Annotated in this window: 19 protein-coding genes; 14 read left to right on the top strand and 5 right to left on the bottom strand. The window is 59.9% G+C overall.

The features are described 5' to 3' along the window. Positions 1 to 196 precede the first annotated feature (196 nt). The 3 genes from C934_RS0119990 to C934_RS0120000 are packed head-to-tail and all read left to right on the top strand — an operon-like array spanning position 197 to position 3,190. Entirely contained in the window at positions 197 to 1,396 is a 1,200-nt protein-coding gene (locus C934_RS0119990) for an ROK family transcriptional regulator (protein WP_026371952.1), read from the top strand. A gap of 34 nt (positions 1,397 to 1,430) precedes the next feature. Next, the gene (locus tag C934_RS0119995) at positions 1,431 to 2,531 is read left to right on the top strand and encodes a Gfo/Idh/MocA family protein (RefSeq protein ID WP_018858400.1); all 1,101 of its coding nucleotides are present in this window, start codon (positions 1,431 to 1,433) and stop codon (positions 2,529 to 2,531) included. Positions 2,532 to 2,548: 17 nt separating this feature from the next. Next, positions 2,549 to 3,190 carry a ThuA domain-containing protein gene (locus C934_RS0120000; RefSeq protein ID WP_018858401.1) on the top strand — a complete coding sequence of 214 codons (642 nt, stop codon included), beginning with the start codon at positions 2,549 to 2,551 and terminating at the stop codon, positions 3,188 to 3,190. 83 nt (positions 3,191 to 3,273) lie between these two features. On the opposite strand, the gene C934_RS0120005 is transcribed toward C934_RS0120000, so the two are convergent. Continuing rightward, positions 3,274 to 4,527, bottom strand: coding sequence for a D-amino acid dehydrogenase (locus tag C934_RS0120005; RefSeq protein ID WP_018858402.1), 1,254 nt, complete (start codon positions 4,525 to 4,527; stop codon positions 3,274 to 3,276). 531 nt (positions 4,528 to 5,058) lie between these two features. Here C934_RS0120005 and C934_RS0120010 point away from each other — a divergent pair. Continuing rightward, complete coding sequence (locus tag C934_RS0120010) at positions 5,059 to 6,465, top strand: adenylate/guanylate cyclase domain-containing protein (RefSeq protein ID WP_018858403.1); 1,407 nt, start codon at positions 5,059 to 5,061, stop codon at positions 6,463 to 6,465. A gap of 44 nt (positions 6,466 to 6,509) precedes the next feature. Here the strand turns inward: C934_RS0120010 and C934_RS0120015 are convergent, their stop codons facing one another. Further along, on the bottom strand, positions 6,510 to 7,409 hold the full coding sequence (locus C934_RS0120015) for a LysR family transcriptional regulator (RefSeq protein WP_018858404.1): 900 nt from the start codon (positions 7,407 to 7,409) through the stop codon (positions 6,510 to 6,512). A gap of 270 nt (positions 7,410 to 7,679) precedes the next feature. Here C934_RS0120015 and C934_RS0120020 point away from each other — a divergent pair, with 270 nt between their 5' ends. The 10 genes from C934_RS0120020 to C934_RS0120070 all read left to right on the top strand — a co-directional run bounded on the left by C934_RS0120020 (position 7,680) and on the right by C934_RS0120070 (position 20,897). After that, entirely contained in the window at positions 7,680 to 10,535 is a 2,856-nt protein-coding gene (locus tag C934_RS0120020; protein WP_018858405.1) for an FAD-binding and (Fe-S)-binding domain-containing protein, read from the top strand. 37 nt (positions 10,536 to 10,572) lie between these two features. Then, positions 10,573 to 11,025, top strand: coding sequence for an Lrp/AsnC family transcriptional regulator (locus C934_RS0120025; protein ID WP_018858406.1), 453 nt, complete (start codon positions 10,573 to 10,575; stop codon positions 11,023 to 11,025). Between the two features lie 804 nt (positions 11,026 to 11,829). Beyond that, the gene (gene lhgO, locus C934_RS0120035) at positions 11,830 to 13,080 is read left to right on the top strand and encodes an L-2-hydroxyglutarate oxidase (protein WP_018858408.1); all 1,251 of its coding nucleotides are present in this window, start codon (positions 11,830 to 11,832) and stop codon (positions 13,078 to 13,080) included. Positions 13,081 to 13,440: 360 nt separating this feature from the next. Beyond that, positions 13,441 to 14,337 (top strand): helix-turn-helix domain-containing protein, encoded by an 897-nt coding sequence (locus C934_RS0120040; RefSeq protein ID WP_018858409.1) that lies wholly within the window; start codon positions 13,441 to 13,443, stop codon positions 14,335 to 14,337. A 240-nt stretch (positions 14,338 to 14,577) separates the two neighbouring features. After that, positions 14,578 to 15,663, top strand: a complete 1,086-nt coding sequence (locus C934_RS0120045) for an ABC transporter substrate-binding protein (RefSeq protein ID WP_018858410.1) — start codon at positions 14,578 to 14,580, stop codon at positions 15,661 to 15,663. Between the two features lie 84 nt (positions 15,664 to 15,747). Beyond that, entirely contained in the window at positions 15,748 to 16,569 is an 822-nt protein-coding gene (locus C934_RS0120050; RefSeq protein ID WP_018858411.1) for an ATP-binding cassette domain-containing protein, read from the top strand. Next, complete coding sequence (locus tag C934_RS0120055; RefSeq protein ID WP_018858412.1) at positions 16,566 to 17,825, top strand: sugar ABC transporter permease; 1,260 nt, start codon at positions 16,566 to 16,568, stop codon at positions 17,823 to 17,825. Before C934_RS0120050 ends, C934_RS0120055 begins: the two co-directional genes overlap by 4 nt. Before the next feature lie 55 nt (positions 17,826 to 17,880). After that, positions 17,881 to 18,609, top strand: a complete 729-nt coding sequence (locus tag C934_RS0120060; RefSeq protein WP_018858413.1) for an SDR family oxidoreductase — start codon at positions 17,881 to 17,883, stop codon at positions 18,607 to 18,609. A 2-nt stretch (positions 18,610 to 18,611) separates the two neighbouring features. Further along, positions 18,612 to 20,231 (top strand): FGGY-family carbohydrate kinase, encoded by a 1,620-nt coding sequence (locus C934_RS0120065; RefSeq protein WP_018858414.1) that lies wholly within the window; start codon positions 18,612 to 18,614, stop codon positions 20,229 to 20,231. A gap of 177 nt (positions 20,232 to 20,408) precedes the next feature. Beyond that, entirely contained in the window at positions 20,409 to 20,897 is a 489-nt protein-coding gene (locus tag C934_RS0120070; protein WP_018858415.1) for an RrF2 family transcriptional regulator, read from the top strand. Here C934_RS0120070 and C934_RS32225 read toward each other — a convergent pair. The 3 genes from C934_RS32225 to C934_RS0120085 form a co-directional block, all read right to left on the bottom strand. Continuing rightward, positions 20,880 to 21,890, bottom strand: a complete 1,011-nt coding sequence (locus C934_RS32225) for a mechanosensitive ion channel family protein (RefSeq protein WP_037090074.1) — start codon at positions 21,888 to 21,890, stop codon at positions 20,880 to 20,882. The two genes, C934_RS0120070 and C934_RS32225, sit on opposite strands and share 18 nt — an antisense overlap. A gap of 73 nt (positions 21,891 to 21,963) precedes the next feature. Continuing rightward, a complete protein-coding gene (locus C934_RS0120080; RefSeq protein WP_018858417.1) occupies positions 21,964 to 22,383 on the bottom strand; it encodes a cupin domain-containing protein in 420 nt (139 codons plus the stop codon). A gap of 72 nt (positions 22,384 to 22,455) precedes the next feature. Then, positions 22,456 to 22,935 (bottom strand): carboxymuconolactone decarboxylase family protein, encoded by a 480-nt coding sequence (locus C934_RS0120085; RefSeq protein WP_018858418.1) that lies wholly within the window; start codon positions 22,933 to 22,935, stop codon positions 22,456 to 22,458. Between the last annotated feature and the right edge of the window lie 51 nt (positions 22,936 to 22,986).

Below are 22,986 nucleotides of genomic sequence, written 5' to 3' on the forward strand. Positions count from 1 at the left end.
GCAAAAATCGTCCTCTTCAATTTTTCCCTTATGCGGATTAAATCATCGGGAGGTTTTGGCGAATGTCAACTCCCCTCGTTGAAATCGGGTAGATTTGCCTTGACAGACGGGGCTGCTGGCGCGCTATTTAATTCGCATACCGTTGAAAATATGAGCGCCGCACGCCGCGCTAACATTGAAGAGCCTGGCCGACCTGATGAAGACCGCAGATCCCGAATTGATGCGCGCGATCAATCGCTTGAACGTGCTGGACACGATCCGGCGTCACGGGCCCATATCGCGTGTCGAGATCAGCGAACGCACGCAGTTGTCGACCACGACCGTTTCGGCGATCACTGCTTCCTTGCTCGACGATGGGCTGATCCTGCCGCGCCACGAGGGCGATATTCGCAACGAGGCGGCACGCGGAAGACCGCGCGTCATGCTGGAGCTCAATCCCGATGCAGCGCGCGTCGTCGGAGCGAAGATCGCGGCCAACCGGCTGGTGTTCGTGGTGACTGATTTCCGTGGCGACGTGCTGTCGAAAATCACCCTGCCGATCCGCATTGACCGCCAGCCGATCGGCGTGATCGCGGACCTCGTCGAAGACGGGGTGCGCCGCTGCGTCGTCGATGCCGGCCTTTCGCTCGAGGATGTCGATAGCGTCTGCCTTGGCCTTCCCGGCGTGATCGAGCACCGAACCGGCCATATCCGCAGCAGCCCGATCTTTCGCGACACGAATGTCGATTTCGCAAGCGAGATGACGACCAGGCTCGATACCCCGACCATCGTTGAAAGTGATGCGCATGCGATCACGCTTGCCCATCACTGGTTCGGCAAGGCCCGTGACCTGGAAGACATGGTATTGATTTCGCTCGAGCAGACACTCGGTCTCGGCGTGCTTCATGACAATCAGCTGTTTCGTGGTGCTGGCGGCCTCAGCCACAATCTCGGCGACCTGGTGCTTGGCATGGGGCCCAACGGGGTCGTGCGGCTGTCGAGCCAGGCTGGCGAAACCGAAATCCTCGGCGAGCAGCCGGCCAGTGGCCGCTTTGCCGAGGCCATCAAGCTTGGACGCGGCATGACGCATGCCCAGGCGCTCATCAAGGCCGAGGACAGTACGTTGATTGGTGCTGCCATCCGGGCCGGGGAAGCCGTTGGCGTTGCGATTGCCAACATCGTCACCTTGTTTGCACCGCCCCGCGTCATTCTCGTCGGCTCCAGCCTTGCGCTTGGTGAGCCATTTCTCGACAGCCTGCGCAACGCCTATGCGCTCGCCGTTCCGCCGTCGCTGAGGGGCGTTGCCGAACTCGTCTTCGACGATTCGACGGACGACTTCTGGGCGCAAGGAGCTGCTGCGGTGGCCCTTTACGAACTCTACGAGTCGCCCTGGAACACCACTGGTCCGGCGCTCTGAGCAGCAAAATCACGACATCCAACGGGAGGAAATCATGGAACGAGTCGGTATCGGCATCATCGGGTGCGGCAATATCTCCGGCGCCTATCTGAAAGCGATGGCATCCTTCCCCATCCTTGAGGTTCGCGGCGTGGCCGATCTCAACCACGCATTGGCAGAAGCCAAGGCCAGCGAATTCAACGTGCCGGCAAAGAGGATTGATGAGCTTCTTGCCGATCCGAAAGTGGAAATCATCGTCAATCTGACGGTCCCGAAGGCTCACGTTGCCGTCGGCCTGCAGGCGCTTGCGGCCGGCAAGCATGCCTATTCGGAAAAGCCGCTGGGCATCAATTTCGCGGAGGGCAAGAAGCTCGCCGAAGCCGCCAAGGCCAGGGGGCTGCGCATCGGTGCGGCTCCCGACACATTTCTCGGCGGCGGACATCAGACGGCGCGTGCCCTCATCGATCAGGGTGTCATCGGCCAGCCGGTCGGCGGCACGGCAACTTTCATGTGCCCCGGCCACGAGCGGTGGCATCCAAATCCGGCCTTCTACTACGAGGTCGGCGGCGGACCGATGCTCGATATGGGCCCTTACTACATCACCGATCTCGTCAACCTTTTCGGACCGGTCGCGCAGGTGGCAGGCTTCGCCATCACGCCGCGAAAGGAGCGCGTGATCACCAGCGAATCGAGAAACGGCGAGCACATCCCGGTACACGTACCCACCCATGTCGCCGGTCTCATGGCGTTCGCCAATGGTGCGGTCGTACAGATCGGCATGAGCTTCGACGTTGCCGGACACAAGCATGTGCCACTGGAGATCTACGGCACCGAGGGCACACTGATCGTTCCCGATCCCAATCACTTCGGAGGCGATGTTGAAGTCTTGAAGAAAGGTGGCGCCTTCGAACAGCAGCCGCTGACGGCGCCCTATGGCGATGGCAATTATCGCTCGATCGGTGTTGCGGATCTCGCCCATGCCATCCGCTCGAACCGGCCGCATCGTGCCAACGGCGACCTGGCTCTGCATGTCCTCGAGGTCATGCAGGCCTTCCACGCTGCCTCCGAGAGCGGGCGCACGGTTGCCATCACCACTCAAACAGAGCGGCCAATGCCGCTGTCACAGTCGCTCGTCGACGGGCGACTGGCCAAGTAATCATCAGGAGGAAGACTATGCGTGAAGCACTGATCGTCTGGGGCGGATGGAGTGGCCACGAGCCGCAGGAATGCGCCGCAATCATCAAGGACATGCTGGAGGAGGACGGGTTCAAGGTCTACGTCGAGCACACGACCGAGGCTTTTGCGGATCCGTCCGTCCATGATCTCAGCCTCGTCGTGCCGATCGTGACGATGTCGAAGATCGAAAAGGAAGAGATCAAGAACCTCGCAGCCGCGATCGAGGGTGGCGTCGGCATTGCCGGCTACCACGGCGGCGCCGGTGACAGCTTCCGCGAATGCGTCGAATACCAGTTCATCATCGGCGGCCAGTGGGTCGCACACCCCGGCAACATCATCGACTACACCGTCAATGTCACTCGCCCGGACGACCCGATCATGGAAGGCATTGCCGACTTCCCCTATACGTCCGAGCAATACTACATGCACGTCGACCCCTCGAATGAGGTGCTGGCCACGACGAGGTTCACCGGTGATCACGCCTACTGGATCGATGGTGTCGTCATGCCCGTCGCCTGGAAACGCAAATACGGCAAGGGCCGCGTTTTCTATTCCTCGCTTGGCCACCAGGCCAAGGAATTCTCGGTGCCTCAGATGAAGACCATCTTCAGGCGTGGTGCCAACTGGGCGGCACGCTGACCACCCGATCGTGAAACCCCGGCGCTGCCATCGCGGCGCCGGTATTTTATCAGGATAGCGTACGAATTCTGCCTTTCGTCTCCTCAGCCGTAGCGGCCGAGATCGAGACCCTCAATCGATATCTGCGGTCTTGCCCTGTTGATGATATCTGTCAGCACGCGGCCGGAGCCGCACGCCATCGTCCAGCCAAGCGTGCCGTGGCCAGAATTGAGGTAAAGGTTGTCGTAGACGGTCTTGCCGATGATCGGCGTGCCATCGGGCGTCATCGGGCGCAGGCCGCACCAGAACTGCGCCTGGCTCTGATCCCCTGCCCCACCAAACAGATCCTCGACGGAATGCACGAGCGTTGCCTTGCGGGACGTCGGCAAGTCCTTGTTGAAGCGCGAGATTTCGGCCATGCCACCAACGCGGATCCGGTCGCCAAGGCGGGTGATGGCAATCTTGAAGGTCTCGTCCATGATCGTCGAGACCGGTGCGCGGCTTTCGTCGATGATCGGAACCGTGATCGAGTATCCCTTCACCGGGTAGATCGGGATCTTCAGTCCGAGCGGCTTCAGCAGGCTTGGCGTGAAGCTGCCGAATGCGGCCACGACCGCATCGCCATCGAACACGCCCCGCGATGTTTCCACCGCGCTGACCCTGTTGTTCTCGATCCGCAGCTTGTGGACATCGGTTCCGTAGACGAAATGGACGCCCAGTGCCTCGGCACGCTTGGCAAGTTCATTGGTAAACTTGAAACAGTCACCGGTCTCATCATTGGGAAGACGCAGTCCGCCGACGATCTTGTGCTTCACCGGCGAAAGCCCGGGCTCGGCGGCAACACACTGGGCCGGATCGAGCACCTCGAACGGGACGCCGTCCTTTGCAAGAACCTCGATATCCTTTGTGATCGAGTCCAGCTGCTTTTGCGTGCGAAAGAGCTGCAGGGTTCCTTGGGTTCGCTCGTCATACGGAATGCCGGTCTCAGCGCGCAGTTCAATCAGGCAGTCGCGGCTATATTCGGCAATGCGCACCATTCGGCTTTTGTTGATGGCATAGCGCGCGGAGGTGCAATTGCGCAGCATTGCCATCACCCAGGCCCAGGTGGCCGGATCGACAGTCGGGCTGATGATCAACGGCGCATGCTTCATGAAGAGCCATTTGATGGCCTTCTGAGGTATTCCGGGGGCGGCCCATGGCGACGCGTAACCCGGCGAGATCTCACCGGCATTGGCATAGCTCGTCTCCAGCGCTGGTCCGCTCTGGCGTTCCAGCACCGTTACATCGTGTCCCGATCTTGCCAGATAGTAGGCTGTGGTGACGCCGATGACGCCGGCGCCCAAAACGGTGATCTTCATTGTGCACCCCAGAAAATGAAAGACGTCAGCTCAGATGTAACGGCGTTGGCAAAAGCGCTCCAGACCGTCGGCAGTTTACGGCAGGGGCGCCAACGTCAATGGAAAGGACGCCGCATCCGTCCGTTGCAAGCGTCAGGTTGAAGGTAGTGCTGTCCATGATCGGTCCCGATTTACCTTGGGTGAGGATATCGTTCGTCAAACGGAAGTTTCGCTCAATCCGTTATGGAAACAAGCAATTGCGGTCGTATTTTCGCAATTTTCATCAGATCATTGAGCGTTTCGTGCGGCACCCGCTGGAAAAGGCAACTGATGAACCGCTTTGCTGCAGGAGACAGGCTCGCGCGGCTTCGTGTCAACAGGTAGAGCGAGCGGACAAGCCGAAAATCGGCGATCTCTCGAAAGACAATGTCCCGGCTTTTGAATGACCTCGATTCAATCTCATTGGTGGCGAGATTTCGATCAGAAAATTCCGTGGTACAATTCGGGTGTTGGCGTTATCCCTTGTGGTTACGCACACGGAGACCGTGTCTTATGAATGAAGTGGACGCGCTTTTTGCCACCCTGCGACAGGCTGCTGACCCGCAGACGGTTGACCGTATCGAGCGCGTAGTCACGCATGGGTCCGATCGCGATCTTAATCGCATCAATGTCCTCGCCTTTGCTGACAAGCACCATCTCGACGAAGAGAAGACGATCGCAGCATTTCTGCATGCAGCGCGCATTGGCGCGTTCGACATGACCTGGAATGTCCTTTGCCCAGGTTGCGGCGGCGTCCTGGACACCGGTGCAACTTTGAAAACAGTCGATCAGGAAACGTACCAGTGCGCGCTCTGCGCGGCCGGATATGAACCAACCCTCGACGAAATGGTCGAGGTGACGTTCACGGTCAGTCCAAGGGTTCGCAGGATTTCTGCCCACGAGCCCGATCGGCTTTCACCGCTTGAATACTACCGACAGATCTTCTTCAGTTCCGGAGTCGACCTGCCAGAGGACTTCGAAGCAAGGTTTGCACGCATCCAACTGGAGATGATCGAGTTGGCTCCGGGGGAGAAGGCTTTCCTCTCACTGCACCTGCCGGCGCAATTCGTGATCATCTTCGATCCGGCAACACACGCGGCGCAGTTCATCGACGTGAAGGGGGAGCCCACCGACGAACGGCAAAACCTGTCCATGGTCATCAGCAAGGCGCATGCGCTAAATGAAACGGTCCCGCTTCGTCCTGGCCCACTGCGGCTCATGCTTGAAAACCACACCGAACGCAGGGTGATACCGAACGTCTGTGTTGCAGGAGACGAGCTACACGACCTGCTGAGCCGCAGGCGAGCTTTTCTCACGGCGAAACGTCTCCTGTCGAACCAGAGTTTCCGGGACATCTATCGGACCGACACACTTGACGTCGACCAGCGCCTCAAGATTACCAGCCTCACCTTCCTCTTTACTGACTTGAGAGGCTCGACCGCGCTCTACGAGCGCGTCGGTGACCTTGCCGCATTCGATCTGGTACGAGCGCACTTCAGGGTCCTTCACGAGATCGTTGCCGCGGAGACCGGAGCGGTCGTCAAGACAATCGGCGACGCCGTCATGGCGACCTTCCCGAGCCCGGACCGCGCAGTGGCCGCCGCGCTCCGGATGCGCGAGGCGATGCTTCGGTTGAATGCCGAGCACGGCAGCGACGATCTTCTCCTGAAGATCGGCATCCACGAGGGACCATGTCTCGCAGTCAATCTCAACGACAGGCAGGACTACTTCGGTCAGACCGTCAATATTGCCTCCCGCGTACAGGGCCTTGCTGATCCCAATGTGATCATGACGACGGAAGCGATTGTCGGGGATACCCACGTTTCAGAAATCCTGCATGACAGCGGCATCACCTCGGTTTCCAGAATGGAGGAACTTCAGGGCATAGCGAGGGAGGTGAGAATCTTCGCGCTGTCCTGAGCCCACTGTTCTAGGCAAGATCCTACTTGTCCTGTGAGAGGGTGCTAAGTGAGGTAGGCGATAAAGCGCTTTGCCGCGGGCGGCAAAGTCGAGCGAGTGCGGGTTAAGAGATAGAGCGAGCGCACCAAGTGTAGGTCAGCGATCTCGCGAAAGACGATCTCGTCACTTTGGATGACATCGGCAGCCTGCTGTGGCAGCAGGGCTACGCCAGCGTTTCGACTGATCAAGGTCAACTGGGCGATGGTGCTGAATGTTTGAATGCGACCGACGGTCAGCTGCTGCGGCAGGTCAGGGCAGTCCGCGAGCATCCTCGCAATACCGGCCTGCCCGTCGAGGACTATCAGGTCATCTGGATCGATGTCGGACAGAAGGACCGAAGCTGAAGACTGGGCCAGGCGATGGCTTTTATGGCAAACGAGACCAAATGTATCTTCGCTGATCTTTTCTTCATGCAGTTCGGCCGACTTGAAACCCGGCCCGGCCAATGCGAAATCAAGCGTTTCGTCCACAACCAGACTGGCTAGGCGTTCGGCAACGTCGTCGTGAACAATGACGTCGATCCCAGGATGATCTGAGCGGAATTTAATGATCGCTTCAGAAAGCGGAGCAAGGACGGCGGATGGCGCAGCGCCTATGAGCACCCGCCCCCGCTTGAGACCGCCTACCTGTCGCACATTTGCAAGCGAAAGCTCAAAACGAGCGAGAATATCGCGTGCGCCCTCCAGGAATTCCTGACCCGCTTCAGTCGCTCGTATCGGACGAGATTTCCGGTCAAAAATTGCCGTCCGGCACTCTGCTTCGAGTGTCCGAATTGTTTCGGTCAAGGCTGAGGGAACGACCCCAAGCAACAGCGCAGCTCGGGTAAAGGACCCCTCATCCATTACTGTCAGCGCTGCCCTCAGGTGGCGCAAACCGATGTTCGTGTTTTCTGGAAATATCTTCATGGAAGAAATAGCTCCAGTTCAGCGGGGGTTGGTCGAGGCGGGACGCAGGGACACCTTGATACTGGAATCATCTTTTACCCCGGATCAGAATGATTGTTCTGCGAGTTTGAGATCATTGCTTACCGGATCGGATACCACCGTTAGGGGGGCCCAAGGACGGCGCAGGCCAAAATTCGTATTTTCCGAAAATAGTTTCATATCTTTCTAATTATACGAACGTCGTCTTTGTGGTTCAATGCCCTTCCGTGATGCCCTTGGGTTACAGTGATAATGCACCAGAACATAAAGAAGCCCCTTTATCATCCTGCTCTTGAACGACTTCCTGCTCTTCTGAAGGAAACGGGTTTTCGTGGCGACGTCGCAAGTGATGCTGCACTTCTCGCAGCCATGTCCACCGACAACAGCGTCTATGCGATCGCGCCGGATATCGTCGTTGCCCCACGCGATGCCGAGGACGTGCGACGGCTGATGCGTGTCCTCGATACTGATGATCTCAGCGGCGTTCCCGTCACCGCGCGCGGTGGCGGCACGGGCACCAACGGTCAGAGCCTGAATGCCGGCATCATCGTAGACTTTCAGAAGTACATGAACCGTCTACTGGCGGTGAACGTGGAAGAGCAGTGGGTAGAGGTGGAGCCCGGCATCGTTCTTGATGAACTGAATTCGCAGCTTACGTCGACCGGCCTCTTTTTTGCGCCGACGACATCAACGGCGAGCCGCTGCACCATTGGTGGCATGGTGAGCACGGATGCATCAGGCAAGGGGTCGCGGCGTTACGGCAAGACCAGCGACAATATCCTTGGAATGGAGCTCGTTCTCGACGGCGGACGGACATTGGACAGTGCCGCGCCGCCCCCCGATTGGGCTCATGCAATGCTCTTGGAGATCGAGGGGGCCTGTCAGTCGGGTCAAGAAGCACTGCTGAAAAAGGTGCCGGCGCTTTCACGGCGTTTTACGGGTTACGATCTCGAGCGGGCCAAACCGCCTGGAGGCGATCTCGAATGGTGGCGGCTACCGATCGGCGCGGAAGGCACCCTCGGTCTCGTCACGCGGGTAAGATTGCGTCTGCTGCCGAAGCCGAAATTCAAGCGACTGGTCGTCATCGGCTTCGAGACATTTGCCGCGGCACTTGATGCGGGCGGTGCCCTCCTGGCGCATGATCCGCTGGCGATCGAAGTCATGGACGAATGGGTCCAGGGCCTGGCCGAAACGGCCGGAATTCTGCAGGCGCTGCCTGCCGGGCTTCGCGCTCGCGACGGGCAGCCGATCGCCTATAATTTCGTGGAGTTCGTCGGAGACGACGAAGCCGATCTCGCACGGCAGGTTGAAGTCCTGCGCAAGAGCGCGCTGACGCTTACCGGCGCAATCGCAAGCCACGTGGCTGTTGATGATATCGAAATGGCTGCGCTCTGGCAGGTCAGGGCGGCAAGTGTCGGGTTGCTCGGCAAGGTCGGTGGCACGCGCCGGCCAATCGCTTTCGTCGAGGACTGCGTGGTGCCTGTCGAAAACCTTGCCGCCTTCGTCAGGGATTTTACGGGGCTGCTGAGCACCAACGGCTTGAACTTTGGCATGTATGGGCATGTCGACGTTGGCTGCCTGCACATCCGCCCTGCCCTCAATATCGATCGCGACGAAGACAGGGCAATCATGAAGGCGGTCTCGGACGGCGTGTTCGAATTGACGCGCCGGCATGGCGGCATCTTCTGGGGGGAGCACGGCAAGGGCGTGCGCGGCGCCTATCTGGCGGAGTTCGTTGGTGCCACGGCCTACAACGCGTTTGGCCGCATCAAACGGGCATTCGATCCGGGGCAGCGCTTCAACCCGGGAAAGCTCGTCGCGGACCCCGAGGCCCTGATGGGTATCGAGACGACCCCGTTCCGCAGCGTCAACACCGAAGACGGCGATCCTCTCAGCCTGGCGTTCAAGTGCAACGGCAATGCACAGTGTCTGAGCTATCAGCGCAGCACCGTCATGTGCCCCTCGTTCAAGGCGACCCGTGACCTTCGCCATTCCCCGAAAGGCCGCGCCGACGCGCTGAGACATTGGCACCAGATGCATCAGAGCGGCCATGCGACCGAGGAACTGGAGAATGATGTCCTGGCCGCGCTCGACGGATGCCTTGGCTGCAAGGCCTGTGCGACGAGTTGCCCGGTTCAGGTCGACATACCCGAGATGAAATCGCATTTCCTCGACCGGCTCTATCGGAAGCGTCGGCGATCACTGGCGGACAAGGCCGCGCTGTTGCTGGAGGAATATTCACCGGTTCTGGTTCGTCACAGAAAATTCGCGGCGATTTTTGCAAGACTGTTCAACCCGCTGATGGAGACACTGTCCGGTCTGCGCGACCTTCCTTTATTGGCATTTCACGATGTGGGCAGAGGCGGATATCAGACCTTTTCCGCCGAAGTGATCGCAAACCGGCAATGGCACGAGGAAACGGTCTTCATCTGGCAGGATCCGTTCACGGCGCTTTTCGACACACAGGCAGCCCTGGCGCTCGCAGATGGTCTTAGCCGGTTTGGCTACCGGCCTGTTTTTGTTGCGATGTCGGCGGGGGGAAAGGCGGCCCACGTGCTCGGTGACAGAACCCGGTTCATCAGGCAGGCCAGGAAGCTGAGGTCGGCGATCGACAAGGTTGCCGGATCCGGCAGGGCGATGGTGGGGGTCGATCCGGCTTTCGTCATGATGATCCGCCAGGAATACAAAAAGGCCGGCCTGGCCGGGGAACCTATTCTTCTTGTCCAGGAATTCCTGAGCGAGGAAATCGCCCGGGGACGCGCCCTGCCGAAGCTGACCGCGGCGCGATTGCCACGCAAGCTGTTCGTCCATTGCAGCGAAAGCGCTGGCGGCAGCCTGATGGACTGGAAGAGGGTTCTTGTTGCTCTCGGCGCGCCGGTCGAAATTGCGGCAACCGGATGTTGCGGCATGGCCGGCATGTTTGGCCATCAGGAGCGGCACCAAGCCCTCAGCAGGCAGACTTTTGATCTTTCCTGGGCGGGCCAGCTGCAGGACGAAGACGAGGCGATGGTCTCCGGCTTTTCATGCCGTTGCCAAACGAAGCGATTCTCTTCTATTCGGGGTGAACATCCCATGCGATGGATTGCCGACGCAATCGATGCTGGATGAAGGCGGTACATCCGCGGCGCGAATAGATGAGGCGACAATGTATGAGATTGATGCTCTCGACAGGAAAATCATTCGGCAATTGCGCCTGAACTCCCGGATATCCAATGTCGACCTCGGCAAGGAAGTCGGCCTGTCCGCCTCTGCCTGCCTGCGTCGTATAGGCCTGATGGAAAAGGCAGGTATCATCAGAGGTTATACAGCCATAGTTGATGTGGTGGGTGAGGAAGCAATTGCGGTCATCATCCAGATCACACTGGAGCGTCAGACGGAGGAATACCTCAATCGCTTCGAAGCCGCCGTGCGCAAGTATCCGGAGATCCGCGAGTGCTTCCTGATGACGGGCGGGTCCGACTATCTGCTTCGCGTTGACGTCGAGAGTGCCGGCGCTTTCGAACGAATCCACAAGGAAATCCTTTCTGCCCTGCCTGGGGTGCTGCGGATCAATTCCAGCTTTTCCATCCGCAACGTCCTGTCGACACGCGAGAAATAGACTTCTGGCAGGGGGCGCCGCGCCGACGAAGCGTTCAACGAGCTGGAACGGCGCGGGCTTGGCCCCTTTGTCCCTATGCTGCGCGGGTTGGATTTGTGCGGCGACCACTGGCCGTTCTCGTCGGACGGTGCCGATGTAGCCCGTAACTTCAAACGGAACCTGATTTGCCCCGAACGCATGGCGAGGCGGAGATGCCATTCATCTATTTCGACCTCAAGAGATTCAATCGGAATACTGAGTGCGCTCTCCTTGACAAACAAGAGGTCGCAACATGGGGGAGAGGGTTCGTTTTCGTCCAGGTCTGCCGAGAAATTATATTAGCAGGACTGTAAATAAAGTTTAGTGTGGGGCGCTTTCGGGACCGGCGTCCCGAAGGTGCGCCGTAACAGGAGGCCCCCCTTGCGCCAACCCCCGCCGGGGAGGCCTCCTGTCATAAGCCCGCCTCGGGTGAGGTTCTAAAAGAGATGGGAACCAACGGGCGCGCCCTATCCGTTTGGGGTTGGGCTTTGCGTATCTTCTTCCCCGCGAGGCCTCAACGCTCTATTGCCCCTGAAACCGCGACTTCCGGGGTTCAAAACTCCAACCCCGCTTCCTTCAGCGGGGTTCTTTTCGTTCTGACGGTGAGAACCCGGCCGCCCTTTGCCAATTTCCCGCGACGATGGCGTCGACATGCGCCCCCCAGCAACAAGAACCGCGCGCTCTATGCCCGCGCCTGACGAGCAAGTTACGTCATAAGAACTTCAAGACGGCGTGGCGAGCGAGTGCTAGCCTTGCGACAGGCAACAGTCGGAGTCGGGCGGCAAGATGTATGATTATTGTATCATTGGCGGTGGCATCGTCGGTTTGGCGGTCGCCATGGCGTTGCAGGAAAGGATGCCAGGCACCAGCATCGTAATCCTGGAAAAGGAGCCCGAGCTTGCGAGACACCAGACAGGCCACAACAGTGGCGTCATCCATGCCGGAATTTACTATGCTCCCGGTTCGCTGAAGGCAAAGCTTTGCCGCGAGGGCGCCGAGGCGACAAAGCGCTTCTGCACGGAAAATCGCATCCCCTTCGAAACCTGCGGAAAGCTCTTGGTCGCGACTGATCATGCGGAGATGCAACGCATGGAGGCGCTTGAGGACAGGGCGCGGCAAAACGGCATCGACTATGCGCGACTGTCGACGGCGCAACTGAGAACCGATGAGCCCAATATCGCGGGTCTCGGTGCCCTTCTCGTCCACTCCACGGGGATCGTCGACTATGCGGTTGTCTGCCGTGCCATGGCACGGGCGATCGAGACCGGAGGCGGCGAAATCAGGCGCGGAACGGAAGTCATAGCCATTCACGAACACGAGAAGGGCGTTCGCATCGAAAGCGCGTCCGGTCCTGTCGAAGCGAGGAGACTGATAGCATGCGCCGGTCTCCAATCGGACCGCGTCGCATTGATGGCCGGCGTGAAGATCAGCCACCGGATTGTGCCCTTCCGGGGGGAATACTACGCACTGCCGGCATCGAAGGCGAAGGTCACGCAGCGCCTGATCTATCCAATCCCCGATCCGGATCTGCCGTTCCTCGGAATTCACCTGACGCGAACGATCGGCGGTGGCATGACCGTCGGCCCGAACGCAGTGCTTGGCTTTTCGCGCGAGGGCTACCCCAAGGGCAGCTTTGCGATCGCTGATGTCGCCAGTATGACGACATTTCCCGGCTTCTGGAAAATGGCCCGGAGGAACTGGCGCTCGGCAATCTCAGAATTCGCCAATTCCGCATCGCGCGCCCGCTATCTTGCCGAATGCCGGAAATATTGCCCGTCCCTGAAAATTGATGACCTGCAGAGCCCACAGGCTGGCATTCGCGCCCAGGCGGTCATGGACGACGGAAGCCTGGTCCATGATTTTCTCTTCAAGCAGACCGAACGAATGCTGCATGTCTGCAATGCCCCCTCACCCGCGGCAACCTCGGCCATCCCGATCGGCCGGATGATCGTGGACCGGTTGCTTGAGGGCGAGGCAACCAAGGCGCCCGCCGCCCCGGAGCAAGTCGAGCCTAGCGTTCTGGCAGGGCCGGTTTGACGTTCGTGTTCGTCATGGGATCGCAAGCCCCGATCAACGGCGAGCAATATGCCGGTGACCATGTGGTCCTCTTCGCCCGAGGGAAAGGGTGACGAGAACGTGTCTCCCGTGCCTGAGCATTCTCTCCCGCCACAGCGGCCGCGGTCGCCGGCGGCAAAAGCAGATTCAGCTGGAAATATGCCAGGGGGCATCTAGGTAACGCTAAATCGGATGACAAAAAAGTATCGGCCGGCGGGGTCAAATGTGGTGGAGCCTCCTGTCGCATCCGGCTAAACTTCTTCCATGGTCGCGGGATGGAGCCGGGAGAGCTCCTCCGTTCAAGGCCTGGCAGCAAAGTGTATCCCAGGGAGGGGTTGTCGTATGCGGGATGTATCAGAGCCCGATCTGGAAGTCGTCCAGATACGATCCGGCGAGTCCTTCAAGATGTGGTCGCACGGATATCCCTATCATACGGTGCGGTGGCACTTTCATCCCGAATACGAGATCCACCTCATCACCGAGACGTCCGGCTGCTATTTTGTCGGCGACTTCATCGGTGACTTCCAGCCGGGCAATTTTGTCATGACTGGCCCAAACCTGCCCCACAACTGGGTGAGCGACGTTATCGACGACAGGCGCATCGAGCAGCGATGCCTGGTTCTGCAATTCTCCGAGGCCTTCATCGATGGCCTGCTTTCCATTCTTCCGGAGCTCAAGGGATTCCGCTCGGTGCTTGCCGATAGCCGTCGGGGCGTGCTCTTCCCGCTCGAGACGGCTCAACTTGCAAAGCCGATCATGCAGGAAATGCTGGAGGCCGTGGGTGCCCGTCGCATCGCGCTCTTCATGCAACTCGTCGAACTCCTGACCGGCGCCAGCAATCACGTCGCGCTCACGACATCCGACTACCAGCCCGATCCCTCCGGTTACATGTCGATCGGCACCAACAAGGCGCTGGCGTATATCCGCGAGCGCCTGACCGAACCGTTTTCCGAGACCGATCTGGCGGCGATTGCCGGTCAGACGCCGAGCGCATTTTCCAGGTCGTTTCGCAAGCACACCGGCTTCTCGGTGGTTCAATATGTCAACCGGCTGCGCATCAACCTCGCCTGTCAGTTGCTGATGAGCAGCCAGGAGTTGGCGGTGATCGATATCTGCTACGCATCGGGTTTCAACAACCTTTCGAATTTCAACAGGCACTTTCTCGCGCAGAAAGGGATGCCGCCCTCAAGGTTCCGAGCCCTGAGGGCACAAAACGAAAAAGCGGTGGAGGCCGCCTAACTCAAGGAGGACGGGAGGAGACAGGACACATTGAGGGCAAGTGCGAACGGAGACCGTGGCGGCCTCCGCAAGGGATCGCTTGTCTTCAAATTTGGAAACAGGTGCAGCTCAGAAGTGCGGCCGGCTGCCGTCTTTGACCGTCAGCTTCGGACCGGGGCTCTGTACGCTTTCGAACTCGGGCCAGCCACGGGTCTGAGTCAGTAACCGCAACAATCGATCTCTTCAATGGAGAAACCGAAAATGACTGAACTTTCGACGAAACTCGCAGGCGCCGCGGTTCTGGCGCTGGGCCTTCTCAGTGGAACGTCCGTTTTTGCACAATCGGCCAAAGTCACGGACGCGACCGTCGCCTTCCTGATGCCCGACCAGAGCTCGACACGTTATGAAGAGCATGATTTCCCGGGCTTCCAGGCCGAAATGGCAAAGCTCTGCGCCGGCTGCAAGGTAATCTACCAGAACGCCAACGGCGACGCATCGCGCCAGCAGCAGCAGTTCAACTCTGCGATTTCGCAGGGTGCCAAGGCAATCATACTTGACCCGGTCGATTCCACCGCTGCTGCTTCGCTGGTGAAGATGGCACAGAGCCAGGGCGTCAAGGTCATCGCCTATGACCGCCCGATCCCGTCAGCAGCAGCCGACTACTATGTTTCCTTCAACAATGAAGAGATCGGCAAGATGATTGCCGCATCGCTCGTGGAGCATCTGAAGAAGAACAACGTCAAGCCGGAAGATGGTGGTCTGCTCGAAATCAACGGCTCGCCGACCGACGCGGCCGCCGGCCTGATCAAGAAGGGCATCCATGCGGGCATCGCTGAGGGCGGCTACCAGGTTCTGGCCGAATACGACACACCGGAATGGGCGCCCCCGAAGGCTCAGCAGTGGGCAAGTGGCCAGATCACCCGCTTCGGCAAGAAGATCATTGGCGTCGTGGCGGCAAATGACGGTACCGGCGGTGGAGCGGTCGCCGCCTTCAAGGCGGCTGGTGTGGATCCGGTCCCGCCAGTGACAGGCAATGACGCGACGATTGCCGGCTTGCAGCTGATCATCGCCGGCGACCAGTACAACACCATCTCCAAGCCGAGCGAGATCGTTGCTGCCGCTGCGGCCAACGTCGCGATGCAGCTGCTTGCCGGCGAAACGCCGAAGGCCGATACCAAGCTGTTCGAAACGCCGACCCAGTTGTTCACGCCGGCACTCGTGACGGCCGAAAACCTCAAGGCCGAGATCATCGACAAGACGGTCAACGGCAAGCCGATCCAGACACCCGAACAGCTTTGCGGCGACCGCTACGCGGAAGGCTGCAAGAAGCTTGGTATTGGCAGCTAGCAGCTCCTCCCGAGGGCCCTCCGGCGCTTGTCGTCGGGGGGCTCATTGCAGGTATCATGCGACAATACGGAAAGGCTTGCCTCGATGACGAACAATCAACACGACGCGCCTCCGACCGGCGAGCTGGTGCTCAGCCTGCGTGGCGTCTCCAAGAATTTCGGCGCCGTGTCGGCCCTGACGGATATCGATCTCGACGTCCATGCGGGAGAGGTCGTGGCTCTGGTCGGCGACAATGGCGCTGGAAAGTCGACGCTCGTCAAAATTCTTGCCGGCGTGCACCAGCCGACATCGGGCACGGTCACCTTCGCAGGCAAGCCGGTGACGCTCTCCGACCCCAGCACCGCACTTGATCTGGGCATTGCGACGGTGTTTCAGGATCTCGCCCTTTGCGAAAATCTGGATGTTGTCGCCAACATCTTCCTTGGCCGGGAGACCAGTCCGCTGCAGCTCGACGAAGTGTCGATGGAGGTGCGCTCCTGGAAGCTTCTGAATGAACTCTCTGCGCGCATCCCAAGCGTTCGCATTCCGATCGCCTCGCTTTCCGGTGGTCAGCGCCAGACGGTGGCGATCGCCCGATCACTGCTCCTGGAACCGAAGCTCATCATGCTCGATGAACCGACGGCCGCACTTGGCGTGGCACAGACGGCGGAGGTCCTGAACCTCATCGAACGGGTCCGCGACCGTGGCCTCGGCGTCATCATGATCAGCCACAACATGGAAGACGTCCGGGCCGTGGCGGACCGCATCGTGGTCCTGCGCCTCGGTCGCAACAATGGAATATTCTATCCCGACGCAACCAACCAGGAACTCGTCAGTGCCATCACTGGAGCTGCCGACAATTCCGTCTCCCGCAGGGCAAGCCGACGCCAGCTGTCGCAGGAGATCACTGATGGAGACAGCCCATGAGCAGCAACGCCAATCAGAACGCGCCGTCAGCGCCGTTGCTGGATAGAAGCGACGTTCGCGTCAAACATGAAACCGGCGTCAGCGGCGCCGTCCGGGCTTTCGCCGATCGCGTGCGATCGGGTGACCTTGGATCGTTGCCTGTTGTCGTCGGGCTGGTTCTCATCTGGACAGTGTTCGCCTCGCTCAATCCGATCTTCCTTTCGGCCAATAATCTCGTCAACCTGCTGTTCGACGCTTCCACGGTTGGCGTTATCTCGCTCGGCATAGTCTGCATCCTGATGGTCGGCGAGATCGACCTTTCCGTCGGCTCGATCAGCGGCTTTGCCTCGGCACTTGTCGGTATGCTGTGGGTCAACGAAGGCTGGCCGGTTGCCCTGGCGATCCTTGCCGCTCTTGTCGCAGGTGGCCTCATCGGGGCTCTGTACGCATTGCTGTTCAATCGCCTGGGAATGCCGAGCTTCGTTTCGACCCTGGCCGGGTTGCTCGCGGTTCTCGGCATGCAACTCTATCTTCTCGGCGCGACCGGCTCGATCAACCTGCCTTACGGTTCGGCGGTCGTGAATTTCGGACAGCTGCTCGTCATGCCCGATCCTGTTTCCTACGTGCTCGCCGCCATCCCAGGGATCGTGCTGTTCGTGACCGGCTACCGGACCGTCGTTCGCCGACGTGAGGCAAGCCTGTCCTCACGCTCGCTCGGCAGCCTCGTCTTGCGTGCAATCCTCATCACCGTTGTGCTGGAGCTCATCGTCTTCTATCTCAACCAGGACCGCGGCATTCCGTGGATGTTCGGCCTTTTCGTGGGATTGGTCGTGGCCATGAGCTACGCGCTGACCCGGACCAAGTGGGGGCGCTCAATGACCGCTGTTGGCGGCAATCGCGAGGCTGCGCGCCGTGCCGGCATCAATGTCCGCCTGATCTACACGAGCGCCTTCATGCTCTGCTCGATACTGGCTGCGCTGGGTGGCGTACTGTCTGCGGCTCGTCTTGCATCGGCAAGCCAGCAGGCCGGGACGGGCGACGTCAACCTCAATGCCATCGCTGCTGCCGTCATCGGCGGAACCAGCCTGTTTGGCGGTCGAGGCAGTGCCTATTCGGCCCTGCTCGGCATCATCGTCATCCAGTCGATCGCCAACGGACTGACGCTGCTCGATCTGTCATCGTCGCTTCGCTACATGATCACGGGCGCCGTTCTTGCCATTGCCGTCATCGTCGATTCACTCGCACGCCGTTCAAGAGTGTCGCACGGACGCGCGTAGACAAAAGATAAAAGGTCCCAAGATAAAAGGTCCAAGACAAAAGGTAAGGAATGCTATGAGACAGGAACTTTCGGGAAAGGTCGCAGCGGTCACCGGCGCGGCTTCGGGGATCGGCCTTGAATGCGCCAAGGCGCTGCTTGCCGAGGGCGTCAGTGTCGTTCTCATCGATCGGGCAGAGGAGTCATTGAGGAATATCTGCTCTGAACTGGGCCCGCAGGCATTTCCGCTGGTCATCGATCTGACGAACCCGCAAAGCGTCGCAACGATGATGCCGCAAATCCTGGAAAAGTTCGGCCAGCTTGACATCTTCCACGCCAATGCCGGTGCCTATATCGGCGGCGATGTCGTCGAAGGGGATCCCGATGCCTGGGATCGCATGCTGAATTTGAACGTCAATGCTGCGTTTCGCTCCGTTCAGGCCGTCTTGCCACATATGGTCGAACGGCAGACCGGCGACATCATCATGACAAGCTCGATCGCGGGCCTGGTTCCCGTGGTTTGGGAGCCGATCTACACTGCCTCCAAGTTCGCCGTGCAGGCGTTTGTTCACACTGTTCGGCGACAGGTGATGAAGCATGGCATCCGCGTCGGCGCCGTCGCGCCGGGCCCCGTCGTCACCGCCCTGATCAGCGATTGGCCGGAGGCCAAGCTCGAGGAGACCATCGCGGCAGGCGGTCTGATGGAAGCCAGCGAAGTGGCCGACGCCGTCATGTTCATGCTGACGAGACCGCGCAACGTGACAATTCGCGACCTCGTCATTTTGCCTCACAGCACGGATCTCTAGACATGGCACGCTATTTTCTCGGCATAGATGTCGGTACCGGCAGCGCGCGCACGGGGGTATTCAACGAGAGCGGTGATCTACTCTCATCAGCCAAGCAGCCGATTGCCATCTGGCATGAGGCTGGCGGCGTCGTGGAGCAGTCCAGCGAGGATATCTGGCGGGCAGTGTCCGGCACCGTTCGTCAGGCCGTCGCAGATGCGGGCATCGACCCGGCCTTGATCGCCGGCATCGGCTTCGACGCCACCTGTTCGCTGGTGGCTGTCGGCAGGGGTGGAGCCCCGATCAGCCTCAGCCGTTCCGGTGACCCCGACAGAAACATCATCGTGTGGATGGATCACCGGGCGGTCGCGGAAGCCGACGAAATCAACGACGGTGGGCATGCGGTGCTGTGTTATGTCGGTGGCCGCATCTCGCCCGAGATGGAGACCCCGAAACTGCTGTGGCTGAAGCGGCACCTCCCCGAGCAATACCAGGCGGCCGCCCACTTCTTCGACCTTTCCGACTATCTGACGTGGCGTGCCACGGGAAGCCTGGCACGATCGGTCTGCACCGTGACCTGCAAATGGACCTATCTCGCCCATGAAGGGCGCTGGGACGCCGACTATTTTCGGGCCATCGGCCTTGAGGATCTGGCCGCCGATGAATTCAGGCGGATCGGGACGGATATTGTCGCGCCGGGCGTCGCGCTCGGCACCGGGCTTTCCGTCGAAGCGGCTGCCGAGCTCGCCCTGCCGGTCGGCACGCCTGTTGGCGCCGCGCTCATCGATGCGCATGCTGGAGGCGTTGGAACGCTGGGCGCAGGTGAAGTCGAAACAGAACGAAGCGCGGACATCGGCCGACGGCTCGCCTATATTTTCGGGACCTCGGCTTGCTCGATGGCGACAACAGGCCAACCCACCTTTGTCGATGGGGTCTGGGGTCCGTATTTTTCTGCGATGGTTCCAGGCCTCTGGCTGAACGAGGGCGGACAGTCAGCGGCAGGCGCCGCAATTGACTATCTGGTGCGCATGCACCCGGCCGCCGGTGCAATCGAGGCGCGTGCCAAGGCGGAGGGACTGTCGCTCGTCGGCTATCTGGAGCGAGCAGCCGCTCGCGCAGGCGATGGTGTTGCCGCCCTCGCCGACGGCATCGTCGTCGTGCCCGAATTTCTCGGCAACCGGGCGCCCTTTGCCGACCCTGATGCACGAGCCCTGATCGCCGGATTGACGCTTGACGAAAGCGAGGATTCGCTTGTCGCACTTTACGTGGCGGGCCTTGCAGGTCTCGGCTGCGGGCTGCGGCAACTGCTTGACGCATTGGCCGACAAGGCGATCGGTATCGACTTGATCATGGCCAGTGGTGGCGCGGCAAACAGCCCCCTCGTCCTGCAGATGATCGCGGATTCCACGGCAACGGAGGTGGCCAGCGTGACAAGCCCTGAGCCGGTGCTGCTTGGGGCTGCGATGCTCGGGGCGGTCGCCGGCGGGCACTACCCGGACCTTTCCAGCGCAATGGCTGTCATGTCGCGTATTGCAAAGGTCTATCGCCCTGTTTCAGGCGCGCTTAGAGACAAGCACGATCGGCGATATCAGGCGTTCAAGCTGCTGCAGGAAACGGGTCGTCGATTGCGAGAGATGGTCTGACAAGGCTGGTGCCGTCCACATCCTTTGCTTCCATGTTACAGCCCGGGGCTGGTCGCTGGCTGATTGCTGGCGACCTTGCTGACGCTTGTTGCTTTCTTGTCCCGTTTACATTGCCGCGAAATAGGGATATTTTCTGTCCTTAATTGGTGCCGCTCGGTACCCTTTCGGACGGAAATGATGATCCTGAAAAGCCAAGTCGAATGGGCGCTGCATTGTTGCGCCATACTTGCCGGTCTGCCCGAAGGCCGTTACCTGTCGACGAAGGCGTTGGCCGAGTTCCACGGACTTCCCAAGGAATATCTTTCGAAGGCGCTGCAGAGCCTTTCTCAAGCAGGTCTCGTTCATACGACGCTCGGCCCATCTGGCGGCTACAGACTGGCAAGAGCACCCGCCGATCTGACCTTTCTCGACATCGTCGAGGCCGTCGAAGGCAAGGCGCAGACCTTTGTCTGCAACAACATCAGAGCCAACAATCCCTGTCGGCCCCACGGTTATTGCGAAAGCAGTCCATGCGCGGTGGCGCGCGTCATGTGGGACGCTGACGAAGCGTGGCGCCAGAAATTGCGCAGCGTCAGCTTTTCCGATCTGATCGAGACCCTGGCGAGGGATATTCCGCCGGACCTTTGGAAGAACAGCTCCGAGTGGGTTTTAGAGCGAGCTGGCTGATCGCAGCTTGACCTCGCTTGCGTCGGGCAATGCGTACAGATAGCTCTGAGGGGGCATTGCGAGCGAGAGCCCGCTTTCCCGGCAGTGGCGGTGGACGAGATCGATCACTTCGTTGCGCGCCGGCGTCCTGTTTGCTGGACTGGCCACGCGAAACTGCAATTCTGCCTCGATTGCGACAGCATCAATCCCCTTGAGAGCGACGATCGGCGGTGGATCCTGGACGATGCGCGTGCTTGATTGCAACGCGGTTCGCAGCGCCTCCTCGACCAGCTGCGGGCTATGGTTTGCCGCGATCCGGACAAGCAGCGTGATCTGATGCGTTTCATCGGGACGGCTGAGGTTGGTAAGCCCCACCTTCGCCAGGGCGCTATTGGGCAGAATGACGACATTGTGAGCGCCGGTGAGCAGAAAGGTGGAGCGCCAGTTGTTCTCGATGACGCGGCCCTCGGTGCCGTCGCCAAGCAAGATCCAGTCACCGATGGCAAAGGGCCGCCCCAATGTCAGCGCGATCCCCGAGAACACGTCGCCGAGGGTATTTTGCAGCGCCAGGCCGAAGATGATGGCAACCACACCCGACGTTGCCACCAGGGTGCCGATCGGCGCTTTGAAGACAAAGCCCAGGATGGACAGCGCGACACCGAGATAGACGACGGCAACGATCAGATCCTGCAACAGCCGCGCTTCACGCGGCCTCTTTTCCAGAACGATATAGATCCGTACGAAGCCGATGAGGGTCCATGCCAGATGTGTCCACCACAATACCCTTGCCGAGATGGACAGGAATGCCATCGCGCCGGCAAGCTGCGTCTCCTCAACGCGATGAGGCAGGATGCCTGCCAAAACGAGGACGGTGGTCATGCCTGCAAAGAAAAGGATCTGGACGATCAGCCGGGCAGTCGGGCGGTCACGGCCCTGGAGATGCCAGACAACAATGCCGGCTACGCCCAGAAGGTTGATCAGAACAAGCGGCAACGAAAGCGGGTCGTTGAACATGGCAGCTCCGATCGCGATAATTGCCGCGCTGTAGGGGGCCGAGTGCGCGGTCGACACCCGGCCCCGTCCTCGCCTACTTCTTCAAGGGATAGGTCAGTTCTTTCTGGTCGGTGTCAACCACGAAAACTGCAAGGAGCTTGGCCGGCTTTGCCTTGCTGCCGTTTGCGCTGACGCCATGACGGTCGCCCGGCATCTCCGAGAAGCTCTCGCCGGCCTTGTAGGTTTTCACCGGCCCATCATTGACCTGGCTGCGGATCGAGCCTTCCAGGACCGTTGCATAGATGAAGGCGGAATTCGGATGCGTGTGCCCCTCGGAAGAGCCGCCCGGACCATACTCGACCAGAACACCCTTGATGCTCTTGCCCGGGGCGTTCGGCAGTTCATGCTCATAGACGAGCGTGACCTTGGCAGCCTTGCCGCCTGCCTCGGCGGCAACGGCTGTGTTGAATGATGCGGCTGCGAGCGCAGCCGCGACAAAAAGCGACTTCATCATTTCAAGATTCCTTTTGTGGGCGGTTATTTCCGCGCGGATGGCTTTGAGGTTGCGGGCCTAGTTGAGGCCGGCCTAGTTGAGGCCGGCCTTGTCGAGGCCATAGGCCTTGTCGGCGGAGCCGGGTACTGCCTTGAAGGCGATGCTCGCGCGGTTCCAGGCATTGATGACCATGATCGAGAAGGTCAGGTCGGAGACTTCCTTTTCCGAGAGCTGGCCACGGACCCGCTCGTAGAGTTCGTCGGGAATTCCGCCTTCCGGAAGTTTGGTGACGGCCTCGGTCCAGGCAAGAGCTGCCCGCTCGCGCGGAACGAAGAGGTTCGATTCACGCCAGATCGCGACATGATAGAGGCGCAGTTCGCTTTCGCCGTGGATCTTGGCTTCCTTGACATGCATGTCGAGGCAGAAGGCGCAACCGTTGATCTGGGAAGCCCGGATGTTCACGAGATCGCGGATTTTCTGCTCGATGGTGCTGTCCTTCAAGCTCATGCTGAGATCCGAGATCTTCTTGAAGAGTTCGGGGGAATGCTGTGCGTAGTTGAGGCGCTGTGACATGTCTGTCTCCTTAATTAAGGATATCACGTATCCTTATGGACATAAGATATC

The sequence above is a fragment of the Rhizobium sp. 42MFCr.1 genome (assembly GCF_000377185.1).
In the GTDB taxonomy this organism is placed as follows: Bacteria; Pseudomonadota; Alphaproteobacteria; order Rhizobiales; family Rhizobiaceae; genus Rhizobium; species Rhizobium altiplani.